We start from the raw sequence: 11,708 nt of genomic DNA on the forward strand, positions 1-11,708 counted from the left end.
CGCTCATGTGCGGAATCGTGGGTTACGTCGGCGGGCAGTCGGCGCTTGATGTGGTCATCGCCGGGCTGAAGCGACTGGAGTACCGCGGCTACGACTCGGCCGGGGTCGCCGTCCTCGCGGACGGCGGGCTCGCCGCGGCGAAGAAGGCGGGCAAGCTCGTCAACCTGGACAAGGAGCTGGTGGAACGGCCGTTGCCGAGCGGTTCCACCGGGATCGGGCACACGCGCTGGGCCACGCACGGCGGCCCGACGGATGCCAACGCGCATCCCCACCTGGACAATGCGGGACGCGTCGCCGTCGTGCACAACGGAATCATCGAGAACTTCGCCGCGCTGCGGACCGAGTTGGCCGAGCGCGGGCACGATCTGGCGTCGGAGACCGACACCGAGGTCGTGGCGCATCTGCTCGCGGAGTCGTTCTCCTCGTGCGGGGACCTCGCGGAGGCCATGCGGCTGGTGTGCCGTCAGCTGGAGGGGGCCTTCACCCTGGTCGCCGTGCACGCGGACGAACCCGACGTGGTGGTCGGCGCGCGGCGGAACTCCCCGCTGGTCGTGGGCGTCGGGGAGGGCGAGTCCTTCCTCGCCTCGGACGTGGCCGCGTTCATCGCGCACACGCGCTCCGCCATCGAGCTGGGCCAGGACCAGGTGGTGGAGCTCCGCCGCGACGGCGTGACGGTCACCGGCTTCGACGGGGCGCCCGCGGACGTGCGGTCCTACCACGTGGACTGGGACGCCTCCGCGGCCGAGAAGGGGGGTTACGACTACTTCATGCTCAAGGAGATCGCCGAGCAGCCCAAGGCCGTCGCCGACACCCTGCTGGGCCGCATCGACGCCTCGGGGTCGCTGAGCCTCGACGAGGTACGCATCCCGGTGTCCGCGCTGCGCGAGGCGACCAAGGTCGTCATCGTGGCGTGCGGGACCGCGTTCCACGCGGGCATGATCGCGAAGTACGCCATCGAGCACTGGACTCGTATCCCCTGCGAGGTGGAGCTGGCCAGCGAGTTCCGTTACCGCGACCCGATCCTGGACCAGCGGACGCTGGTCGTCGCGATCTCGCAGTCGGGCGAGACGATGGACACTCTGATGGCGCTGCGGCATGCGCGCGAGCAGGGCGCCAGGGTGCTCGCCATCTGCAACACCAACGGGTCGACCATCCCGCGCGAGTCGGACGCCGTGCTGTACACGCACGCCGGTCCCGAGGTGGCGGTCGCCTCCACGAAGGCGTTCCTGACCCAGTTGGTCGCCTGCTACCTGGTCGCCCTCTACCTGGGGCAGGTGCGCGGCACCAAGTGGGGCGACGAGATCCGGGCCGTGATCCGCGACCTGGCACAGATCTCCGGCGAGGTCGAGCGCGTGCTGGAGACGATGGAGCCGGTGCGGGAGCTGGCGCGCTCCCTGGCGGACAAGAACACGGTGCTGTTCCTGGGCAGGCACGTGGGCTATCCGGTCGCTCTGGAAGGTGCGCTCAAGCTCAAGGAGCTGGCGTACATGCACGCGGAGGGCTTCGCGGCGGGCGAGCTCAAGCACGGGCCGATCGCGCTGATCGAGGAGGACCTGCCGGTGGTGGTCGTGGTGCCGTCGCCGCGCGGGCGTTCGCTGCTGCACGACAAGATCGTCTCCAACATCCAGGAGATCCGGGCCCGGGGGGCGCGGACCATCGTGATCGCGGAGGAGGGCGACGAGTCGGTCGTGCCGTACGCGGACCACCTGGTGTGGATCCCGGCGACGCCGACCCTGCTCCAGCCGATGGTCGCGACGGTGCCGCTCCAGGTCTTCGCGTGCGAACTGGCGACGGCCCGGGGCAACGAGGTCGACCAGCCGCGCAATCTGGCCAAGTCGGTGACGGTGGAGTGAGGGACGGGTACGGAGCGGGGGGCGTCGCCGCATGATCATCGGGGTGGGGATCGACGTGGCCGAGATCGACCGGTTCGCCGCGTCGCTGAAGCGCACGCCGAGCATGGCGGAACGGCTGTTCGTGGCACACGAGTTGCTGCTGCCGAGCGGGGAGCGGAGGGGATACGCCTCCCTCGCGGCGAGGTTCGCCGCGAAGGAGGCGCTGGCCAAGGCGCTGGGGGCCCCGGCCGGTCTGCTGTGGACGGACGCCGAGGTCTACGTGGAGGACTCGGGCCGCCCCCGCCTGCGCGTCCGCGGCACGGTCGCGGCGCGCGCGGCGGAGCTGGGTGTGCGGTCCTGGCACGTGTCGCTCAGCCACGACGCGGGGGTGGCATCTGCGGTGGTGATCGCGGAGGGGTAGGGCGCGCCGGGGGCACTTCCGCCGCGGCGGTCGCCGTCCGCGTCGGCGCGCCCCTCCGCCACGGGCTCGGCGACGGCCGCGGAGGGGCGCTTCCCGCGCGGGGGCGGCGCCCTGGCAGGGGCGGTGCGGACCGTGGGCGCCCGCGCCGCGGGCCGTGCGTTCCCGCGCCGCGGGCCGTGACGGGGCGAAGGCGGCGGGGGCCCTGGCCTCCGGGAGGCGCGTAACGCGGCTTCCGGAGGCGCTGCGCGCGGCCCCATCACCCGGCGCGCCGGGCACAGTTACCGGCCCCAGGGCCGCTCCTCGACGTCCCCCCGGCCCGCGCGCTAACTCGCGCGTCCGTCACGACACTTGTGGCGCGGCGTCCTCGCGCGGGAGGTGGGGGCGTGGGGGAGACTCGGGGGCATGCGTACTGCCTACAGCGTCGAGACCGTCCGGCACGCCGAGGTGCAGCTCATGGCCCGGCTGCCCGACGGCGCGCTCATGCAGCGGGCCGCCGCCGGGCTCGCCGCCGCCTGTGCCGGGCTGCTGGGCCGGGTGTACGGCGCGCGCGTCGTGGTGCTCGCCGGGAGCGGGGACAACGGCGGCGACGCCCTCTTCGCCGGGGCGCGCCTCGCCCGGCGCGGCGCCGGGGTCGCCGCGGTGCTGCTCGCCCCCGACCGGGCCCACCCCGCGGGCCTCGCCGCCCTGCTCGCCGCCGGGGGCCGGGTCGCGGACGACCCGTTCGAGGCGCTCGCCTCCGCCGACCTGGTGCTGGACGGCATCACCGGGATCGGCGGACACGGCGGACTGCGCCCGGACGCCGTGCCGGTGGCGCGCGCCGCCCGCGGATCGAACGCCGTCGTCGTCGCCGTCGACCTGCCGAGCGGCATCGAGGCCGACACGGGCGAGGTGCGGGGGGAGGCGCTGCGCGCGGACACGACGGTGACGTTCGGGACGTACAAGCCCGGCCTGCTCGTCGACCCGGCCAAGGAGTACACGGGCACGGTCCGGCTGGTCGGCATCGGCATCGAGGAGTACCTGCCGTCCGTGCCGGACCTGGAGGCGCTGCAACACGCGGACGTGGCACGGCTGTTGCCCCTGCCGGCCGCGGAGAGCGACAAGTACCGCCGCGGTGTCGTCGGCATCGTCGCCGGGTCCGCGCGCTACCCGGGCGCGGCCGTGCTCGCCGTGGCGGGCGCGCTGCGCGGCGGCGCCGGTGCCGTGCGGTACGTGGGGCCGGCGGCGGACGCGGTGATCGGGCGCTTCCCGGAGAGCCTGGTGCACGCGGGACCGCCGGGGAAGGCCGGCCGGGTCCAGTCCTGGGTCGTCGGGCCGGGCATCGGGGAGAACGGGGACGCCGTGCGGGACGTGCTCGCCTCGGACGTTCCCGTACTGGTCGACGCCGACGCGCTGCGGCTGCTGGACGCGGCCGCCGTACGCGAGCGGGCCGCCCCCACCCTCATGACGCCGCACGCGGGCGAGGCCGCCGCCCTGCTCGGCGTGTCGCGCGATGAGGTGGAGGCGGCGCGGCTCGCGTCCGTGCGGGAGCTGGCCGCGCGGTTCGGGGCGACCGTGCTGCTCAAGGGCTCGACCACGCTGGTCGCCGCCGCGGACGGCGGCCGCTCCCCGGTGCGCGTCAACCCGATGGGAACGCCGTGGCTGGCCACCGCGGGCAGCGGTGACGTGCTCTCCGGGCTCGCCGGTTCGCTGCTGGCCGCCGGGCTCGACGCGCGCGACGCGGGCTCCGCCGCCGCCTATCTGCACGGCCTCGCGGCCCGGATCCGCGCCGCGCGGGGCGTGCCGATCATCGCGGACGAGGTGGCGGCGACTCTCCCGGCCGCCTGGCACGATGTGAGCCGATCGGCGGCGGGAGGGCGGCCCGGCGAGTGACACAGTCGACCGCCGCAGGTACGGATCGAGTCGTACGGCTCTGAGACACTGGGCGCGATGAGCCAGACACCGCCGCCCCCCGCACCGCCGAGAGCCCGTGCCGAGATCGACCTCGCGGCCCTGCGCGCCAACGTCCGCGCGCTGCGTGCCCGCGCGCCGCGCGCCGCGCTGATGGCCGTGGTCAAGTCGGACGCGTACGGGCACGGCATGGTGCCCTGCGCCCGTGCCGCGCTCGCCGCCGGGGCGACCTGGCTGGGCACGGCCACCCCGCACGAGGCGCTCGCCCTGCGCGCGGCCGGGGTCGGCGGCAGGATCATGTGCTGGCTGTGGACGCCGGGCGACCCGTGGCGCGAGGGCATCGAGGCGGACCTCGACATGTCCGTGAGCGGCCTGTGGGCGCTGAAGGAGGTCACGGCGGCGGCCAGGGAGGCAGGCGCCCCGGCGCGGATCCAGCTCAAGGCCGACACCGGACTGGGCCGCAACGGCTGCCAGCCCGCCGACTGGCCCGCCCTCGTCGCGGCCGCGCGGGCCGCCGAGGACGAGGGCCTGGTCGAGGTCACGGGCCTGTGGTCGCACTTCGCCTGCGCCGACGAGCCCGGACACCCCTCGATCGCCGCCCAGTTGCACGTCTTCCGGGACATGCTCGACCACGCCGAGAAGGCGGGCATCGAGCCCGAGGTGCGGCACATCGCCAACTCCCCGGCGACGCTGACCCTTCCGGAAGCCCACTTCGATCTCGTACGGACCGGGATCGCGGTGTACGGGGTGTCGCCCAGCCCCGAGCTGGGCACGCCCGCCGACTTCGGCCTGCGCCCGGTGATGACGCTCGCCGCGTCGGTGGCGCTCGTCAAGCACGTGCCCGCCGGCCACGGCGTCAGCTACGGACACCACTACGTCACCGGCGCGGAGACGACGCTCGGCCTCGTCCCCCTCGGTTACGCGGACGGCATACCGCGTCATGCGTCGGGCCGCGGTCCGGTGCTGGTGGGCGGGAAGTGGCGGCGGATCGCCGGACGGGTGGCGATGGACCAGTTCGTCGTCGATCTCGGCGGGCAGACGGTCGAGGAGGGGGCCGAGGCCCTGCTGTTCGGCCCGGGCGACCGGGGCGAGCCGACCGCCGAGGACTGGGCGCAGGCCGCGGACACGATCGCGTACGAGATCGTCACCCGCATCGGCGCCAGGGTGCCGCGCGTGTATGTGAACGAGATTCCCGGGGACCACGACGAGCGGACCACCACCGACGAGTAGGAGAGGCACGGTGAGCGAGACCAGCACGGGGGACGTGGCCGAGGCCGCCGCAGCGGTGGCCACGGGCAACTGGCGCAGGGCGGGCATCGCCGGCGCCGCGATAGGTGTGGTCGCGGCCGGTGCCGCCGCGGGCGTAGCGCTCGAGCGGCTCACCGTCGGGCGCGGCATGCGCAGGAAGGCGCGGCTCGCTCTCGACGCAGCCGGCCCCTACGGGTCGCTGCGCGGTGTGGTGGGCACGGCGGTCGCGGACGACGGCACCGAGCTCCACTACGAGGTGGAGGAGGTCGACCCGGAGGTGGCCGCACCGCGCCGCCGCCGGATGTTCGGCCGCAAGGCGCCCGCCCCCGTGACCGTCGTCTTCAGCCACGGCTACTGCCTCAGCCAGGACTCCTGGCACTTCCAGCGGGCGGCGCTGCGCGGTCTGGTGCGCGCGGTGTACTGGGACCAGCGCAGCCACGGCCGTTCGGCGCGCGGCGCCGCGCAGGCGGGCCCGGACGGCGTGCCGGTCTCCATCGACCAGCTCGGCCGTGACCTGAAGGCGGTCGTCGACGCGGCGGCTCCGGAGGGCCCGCTGGTGCTCGTCGGCCATTCGATGGGCGGCATGACGATGATGGCGCTGGGTGCCCATTACCCCGAGTTCGTACGGGAGCGGGTGGCCGCGATCGCCCTGATCGGCACGTCGTCCGGCAAGCTCGGCGAGGTCAGCTACGGCCTCCCGGTGGCGGGCGTCAACGCGGTGCGCCGGGTGCTGCCCGGGGTGCTGCGGGCCCTCGGCTCGCAGGCGGAGCTGGTCGAGCGGGGCAGGCGGGCGACGGCGGACCTGTTCGCGGGGCTGATCAAGCGGTACTCGTTCTCGTCGAGGGACGTGGACCCGGCGGTCGCGCGGTTCGCGGAACGGATGATCGAGTCGACGCCGATCGATGTGGTCGCCGAGTTCTACCCGGCCTTCGCCGAGCACGACAAGGCCGAGGCACTCGTCGTGTTCGAGGGGATGCCGGTCCTCGTCCTCGCGGGTGACAAGGACCTGGTCACGCCCGGTACGCACAGTGAGGCGATCGCCGATCTGATGCCGGAGGCCGAGCTGGTGATCGTGCCGGACGCGGGGCACCTCGTGATGCTGGAGCATCCCGAGGCGGTCACCGACCGGCTGGCGGACCTGCTCGCCCGCGCCGGCGCGGTCCCGGCAGCGGCTAACGTTGGCACGTATGGAAGCACCGCTGGAAGCACCGCACAGCCCGGCGGCTGAGTCGGCCGTCGCCGGCTCCGCCCGCCTCTCGATCGAGTCCCCCGAGCAGATGCAGGAGCTGGGCCGCAGGCTCGCGAAACTGCTGCGCCCCGGCGACCTGGTGATGCTCACGGGCGAGCTGGGCGCGGGCAAGACGACACTGACGCGCGGCCTGGGCGAGGGGCTCGGGGTGCGCGGCGCCGTCACGTCGCCGACGTTCGTGATCGCCCGCGTCCACCCCTCCCTGACGGGCGGCCCGGCGCTCGTCCACGTCGACGCGTACCGCCTGGGCGGGGGTCTCGACGAGATGGAGGACCTCGACCTCGACGTCTCTCTGCCGGAGTCGGTGGTGGTCGTGGAGTGGGGCGAGGGCAAGGTCGAGGACCTGTCCGAGGACCGGCTCCACGTGGTGATCCACCGGGTCGTGGGCGACACGGAGGACGACCGCCGCGAGGTGGTGGTGCGCGGGTACGGGGAGCGCTGGGCGGGGCTGGACCCGGCCTGAACCGGAGGGTCGCGGGCGCGGCCCCGGCGGCGAAACGCCGTACGTTCCGACAAGACGTCGGGAAAATGTTGCGCGCGGCGTCCCACGCGTGATGACATGGTGTCGAGACCTGGTTAGGTCTACCTAACCACGCTGCCCCCGGAGCCCACCAGGAGGCGTCCATGTCGGCATCGGAGCGCGAACCGCACAACCGGCAGCAGTCGACCGCGGCACCCGTGCCGCACGCACCGGCGCTGTCGATGCGTGACCTGCTGGCGTCCTGCGCGGCGGCCAGTGCGGTGTCGACCCCGCCGCGCGAGGCGCCGCGGGCGCAGGAGCCGGCCGAGGCGCGGCGCGACGCCGCGTAGCGGGCCCGCGCGGCGGGAGACTGTCACCTTCCGTTCCGCGGAGCGGAGGGCCGTACGTCACCGCGCGCAGGCATCGGAGGAGTCCTCCCGTCCGGCGACAGGTCGGGTGCGATCCGTATGCCGTGGTGACGGCGCAGCGCGGACAGGGCGGCGAGATACCCGCACATGCCGTGCACGGACGGCCCGGGCGGAGTGGACGCCGAGCACAGGTACACGCCGGGAAGCGGCGTCGTGTACGGGTCCCACCGCGCTGTCGGGCGCGCGAGCGCCTGGCGCAGGGTCATGGCGCCGGCCGCGATGTCCCCGCCCACGTAGTTGGGGTTGTACGTCTCGAACCGAGCGGCCGAGAGGCCGCGGGATGCAATGACCGTGTCGGTGAATCCGGGGGCGTACTCCTCGATGCGCCGGCGGATCAGGTCGACGGGGTCGCGGGTGTCGCCGTGGGGGACATGGGCGTAGGCCCACACGGGCCGTCTGCCGCCGGCAGCCCTCGACGGGTCGGTGACGGCCGGATCGACGACCAGTACGAACGGGTCCTCGACGCGTTCCCCCGCCACGGCCGCGTTCTCCTGCCGGACGATGTCGGCCCGGGTGCCGCCGAGGTGCACCGTGCCCGCCTGCCCCACGAGCGGGTCGGTCCAGGGGATGGGGGCGTTGACGAGGAAGTCGGCCTTGGCCGCCCCCGGGCCGTACCGGTACCGGTGCAGGGCGCGCCGGTAGCGGGCGGGCAGGCGCTGCCCGGCAAGGGCGAGGAGTTCTCTCGGGCCGACGTCCAGCAGGACGAGCGGGACATCGCCCAGTTCGGCCAGGTCCCGGACGTGGTGTCCGGTGTGGAAGATGCCGCCGTGGGCGGTGATGTCGGCCGCCATGGCGTCGGCGATGCGGACACTGCCGCCTTCCGGCAGGGGCCAGCCGCTGCTGTGGGCGGTGTGGGCCAGGAGCATCGCGACCGCCGCGGACGCCACCGAGGGCAGTGTGCCGACGGCATGCGCGGCCACACCGGTCAGCAGTGCCCGCGCCGGTTCGGTGGTGAACGGCGTGCGGGAGGTGGCATGGGCGAGGACACGGGGCGCGAGCAGCAGGGGTGCGACCGGATCGCGGGGCACGGCGCGGTGGCTGGAGAGCATCAGGTCGACGAGGGCGCTGGAGCGGGTGGCGAGGGGCCCCATGAGGCGGGCCCAGCGTGGCCCGTCCGCGCCCAGGTGGTCGGCGGTGCGGGCGATGCTGCGCCATGCCGCCGCGGCCCGGCCGCCGGGCAGGGGGTGGGCGTAGGGGATGTCGGGCTGGACGAGCCGCACCCCGCGTGCGGGCAGGTCGAAGTGGCGGAAGAAGGCGGAGGCGGCGGCCATCGGGTGGACGGCCGAGCAGATGTCGTGCGACACGTCGCGGTCGAACAGCGGCGTGGTGCGCAGGCCGCCGCCGATGGTGTCGGCCTTCTCGTACAGCTCCACCGTCAGACCGGCGCGGGCGAGGGTGACTCCCGCGGCGAGTCCGTTGGGGCCGGTGCCGACGACGGCGGCGTCCGCGGTCATGCGGTGGCCATCTGGTGTTCGGCGAGTCTGCGGTAGAGGCTGCTGCTCTCGGTGAGGTCGGCGTGGGTTCCGGTGGCCCGCACCGCGCCCGCGTCCAGCAGGATGATCTTCTCGGCCTGCGTGATGGTGGAGAAGCGGTGGGCGATGACGACGACCGCGCACCGGCGGGAGATGGTGGCGATGCTGTCGTGCAGGGCCGCCTCCGAGTCCCCGTCGAGGTGGGCGGTGGCCTCGTCGAGGAGCACGATCCTGGGGTGCTGCAGGAGGGAGCGGGCGATGGCCAGTCGCTGGCGCTGGCCGCCGGACAGGCCGGAGCCGCGTTCACCGAGTTCGGTGTCGAGGCCGTCGGGCAGGGCGGCGATCACCTCGGTGAGATGGGCCATGCGCAGCGCCTCGTCGATGTCCGCCTCCGCGGCGTCCGGGGCGGCGTAGAGGAGGTTCTCGCGGATGGTGCCGCGCAGCAGGGTGTGTTCCTGGTCGACGTAGCCGACGAGGGAGCGCAGCTGGGCCAGTGGCATCCGGGCGGTGTCGGTGCGGCCGATGCGCACTGTGCCGGACACCGGTTCGTAGAGGCGCTCGACGAGCTGGAACACGGTGCTCTTGCCCGCGCCGGACGGGCCGACGACGGCGGTGAGTCCGCGCTCGGGGACCGTGAAGGACACGCCGTCGAGGACGACGGTGTCGCTTCCGGGGTAGGAGAAGGAGACGTTCTCGAAGGAGAGGCCGTGCCCCTCGACGGCCGCCTCGGGGCCGTCGCCGCCGTCCTCCTGTTCGATGGTGCCGAGTTCGGCGATGCGGTCGACGGAAGCCCTGCCCTGCTGGAACTGGGCGATCGACATGAACAGCATCACCAGCGGCGACACCAGGTAGAAGAGGTACATCAGGAACGACGTCAGATCGGCGGGTGCCATGTCGCCGGTGGCCACGCGGGCCATGCCCCAGGCGATGACGACGGTCAGCGCGACCTGTGTGCCGACGTTCATGGCCGGGGTCAGCATCGCCGACAGTGCGGAGACGCGGATGCCGGAGCGCCGGGCCCGCTGGGCGAGGCCGGTGAGGTGGGCCGTCTCGCGGGCCTCGGCCCGGGACGCCTTGACGGTCGGCAGGGCACCCATGACGCGCATCAGGGCGGAGCCGAAGGTGCTGGTGTCCTCGCGGTTGCCCACCGACACCCGCCGGACCTGACGTGCCAGCAGCAGCGAGACCGCACTGGCGACCGAGAGGCAGCCGAGGGTGGTGGCGAGCAGCAGCGGGTCGAGCCAGGCCATCAGGGCGATCCCGCCGACGACCATGAAGGCGCTGGTGACGATCTGGGCGAGGGCCTGGGTCATGCAGATGCGGGCCAGTGAGGTGTCGGTGACCATCCGGGTGAACACATCGCCCTGGTCCCACCGGTTGTAGGACGCGAGCCGGGAGCGCAGCAGCCGGGCGGCCAGCGTGTGCCGGATGTCGTGGACGACGTTCTCCCCGGCCCGGCCGATGGCGTACGCATGCGCCGCGGCGAGAGCGGCGTCGGCGGCGAACAGACCGGCGGCCAGCAGGATCGGGCCCGTCAGCGACCGGTCCGCCGCGACGGCCTCGATCATCTCGCCGATGACCACGGGCTGGGCCAGGGTCGCCGCCGCGCCGGCGACGCCGAGGACGATGCCGGTCAGCAGCAGTGCGCGGTGCCTGCGGGCGATCTTCCAGACGTTCACGCCGCGGCCTCGGCGTGCGCGGACCTGACGTAGGTGGAGACGAACATGGGGGACTGCTCGGTGTACGGGTCGCCGTCGCCGGACCAACTCGCGGTGCGGCTCTCCGGCTCCAGACCGGCGTCACGGGCGTAGGCGTCGACCTCGTCCGGGTGGGTGAGCCGGGACAGCTCGGTGCCGACGCGGGTGGTGCCGTCGGACTCGTACCAGATGTGGGAGCAGTGCCACAGGTCGCGTTCCGGCAGCAGGGTGGAGTGGGTCTGCAGTCCGGTGCCGGGCTCCGGGTACGGGGTGAAGTACGTGGCGTGGCTGCGCCCTTCGTGGAGGGCGAGGATGGCGGGCTTGTTGTGGGTCTCCACGACGAGGCGTCCGCCGGGGCCGAGCAGGTCGGCGGCGCGCCGGATCGCCTGGCGCTGTTCGTCGGCGGTGAGCAGCATGGACAGGGTGCCGCAGACGCAGTAGACGAGTCCGGCGGTGCGGTCGGCCGTGTAGGTGCGGATGTCCGCGTGCACGGGCTCGACGGCGGTGTCGCCGCCGAGGGCGGTACGCAGGCCGTCGAGCATCTCGGGTGAGGAGTCGATGCCCGTGATCCGCCCGACGCGCCGGGCGAGCGGCAGCGCGATCCGGCCGGTTCCGACGCCGAACTCGACGGTGCCCGAGGCGGGATCGGGGTGGAGCGAGGCTATGCGCCGCGCGGTGTCGGCGGCGGACGCGTCCTTGGGGAAGAGCCGGTCGTACCAGCCGGCGAACTGCCGTCCGTAGCCGATGTCGTTGACTGCGTTCACTGGCCCTTCCTCTTCCTGTTCAGTTCGACGCCGGCCGCGAGGAGCAGCGCGAGTCCGGCGCCACTGGCGACAGCGACATTGATGACTCCGGTACCGGCCAGGAAACCGATCACGCCGAACGCCACGACGAGGCACCCGGCCAGTGCGGTCTTGTTCATCCCGCTCTCCCTTCCGCCGCCCCCGGCCTCCGGGGGCGTGTGTGACATGGACGGTTACCTCTTGAGCACACCGAAGGCGATGGCTCCGGCGA

Annotated in this window: 11 protein-coding genes; 7 read left to right on the forward strand and 4 right to left on the reverse strand. The window is 73.8% G+C overall.

Annotated features, from left to right (window positions below; genetic code table 11):
* The first annotated feature begins 5 nt into the window (after positions 1–5).
* The 7 genes from glmS (at position 6) to ACF08N_RS06760 (ending at position 7,447) form a co-directional block, all read left to right on the forward strand.
* Positions 6–1,853, forward strand: coding sequence for a glutamine--fructose-6-phosphate transaminase (isomerizing) (gene glmS, locus ACF08N_RS06730; protein WP_392323499.1), 1,848 nt, complete (start codon positions 6–8; stop codon positions 1,851–1,853).
* Between the two features lie 31 nt (positions 1,854–1,884).
* Positions 1,885–2,253: a holo-ACP synthase gene (locus ACF08N_RS06735; protein WP_392323500.1), complete on the forward strand. Its 369-nt coding sequence runs from the start codon at positions 1,885–1,887 to the stop codon at positions 2,251–2,253.
* A 402-nt stretch (positions 2,254–2,655) separates the two neighbouring features.
* Positions 2,656–4,122: an NAD(P)H-hydrate dehydratase gene (locus tag ACF08N_RS06740; RefSeq protein WP_392323501.1), complete on the forward strand. Its 1,467-nt coding sequence runs from the start codon at positions 2,656–2,658 to the stop codon at positions 4,120–4,122.
* A gap of 57 nt (positions 4,123–4,179) precedes the next feature.
* Positions 4,180–5,370 carry an alanine racemase gene (gene alr / locus ACF08N_RS06745; RefSeq protein ID WP_392323502.1) on the forward strand — a complete coding sequence of 397 codons (1,191 nt, stop codon included), beginning with the start codon at positions 4,180–4,182 and terminating at the stop codon, positions 5,368–5,370.
* Between the two features lie 10 nt (positions 5,371–5,380).
* Positions 5,381–6,616 (forward strand): alpha/beta fold hydrolase, encoded by a 1,236-nt coding sequence (locus ACF08N_RS06750; protein WP_392323503.1) that lies wholly within the window; start codon positions 5,381–5,383, stop codon positions 6,614–6,616.
* Positions 6,588–7,100, forward strand: a complete 513-nt coding sequence (tsaE, locus tag ACF08N_RS06755; RefSeq protein WP_392323901.1) for a tRNA (adenosine(37)-N6)-threonylcarbamoyltransferase complex ATPase subunit type 1 TsaE — start codon at positions 6,588–6,590, stop codon at positions 7,098–7,100. Before ACF08N_RS06750 ends, tsaE begins: the two co-directional genes overlap by 29 nt.
* Before the next feature lie 161 nt (positions 7,101–7,261).
* Positions 7,262–7,447 (forward strand): hypothetical protein, encoded by a 186-nt coding sequence (locus tag ACF08N_RS06760; protein ID WP_392323504.1) that lies wholly within the window; start codon positions 7,262–7,264, stop codon positions 7,445–7,447.
* Positions 7,448–7,470: 23 nt separating this feature from the next.
* Here ACF08N_RS06760 and ACF08N_RS06765 read toward each other — a convergent pair whose 3' ends face one another.
* Genes ACF08N_RS06765 through ACF08N_RS06780 form a run of 4 tightly spaced genes read right to left on the reverse strand, consistent with a single transcriptional unit; the run spans position 7,471 to position 11,616 of the window.
* On the reverse strand, positions 7,471–8,979 hold the full coding sequence (locus ACF08N_RS06765) for a phytoene desaturase family protein (protein ID WP_392323505.1): 1,509 nt from the start codon (positions 8,977–8,979) through the stop codon (positions 7,471–7,473).
* Complete coding sequence (locus ACF08N_RS06770; RefSeq protein WP_392323506.1) at positions 8,976–10,676, reverse strand: ABC transporter ATP-binding protein; 1,701 nt, start codon at positions 10,674–10,676, stop codon at positions 8,976–8,978. Before ACF08N_RS06770 ends, ACF08N_RS06765 begins: the two co-directional genes overlap by 4 nt.
* A complete protein-coding gene (locus ACF08N_RS06775) occupies positions 10,673–11,458 on the reverse strand; it encodes a class I SAM-dependent methyltransferase (RefSeq protein WP_392323507.1) in 786 nt (261 codons plus the stop codon). Before ACF08N_RS06775 ends, ACF08N_RS06770 begins: the two co-directional genes overlap by 4 nt.
* Complete coding sequence (locus ACF08N_RS06780) at positions 11,455–11,616, reverse strand: hypothetical protein (RefSeq protein ID WP_392323508.1); 162 nt, start codon at positions 11,614–11,616, stop codon at positions 11,455–11,457. The genes ACF08N_RS06775 and ACF08N_RS06780 overlap by 4 nt, the downstream gene beginning before the upstream one ends.
* Between the last annotated feature and the right edge of the window lie 92 nt (positions 11,617–11,708).

Origin of the sequence: Streptomyces sp. NPDC015127 (assembly GCF_043080095.1) — a bacterium.
In the GTDB taxonomy this organism is placed as follows: domain Bacteria; phylum Actinomycetota; class Actinomycetes; order Streptomycetales; family Streptomycetaceae; genus Streptomyces.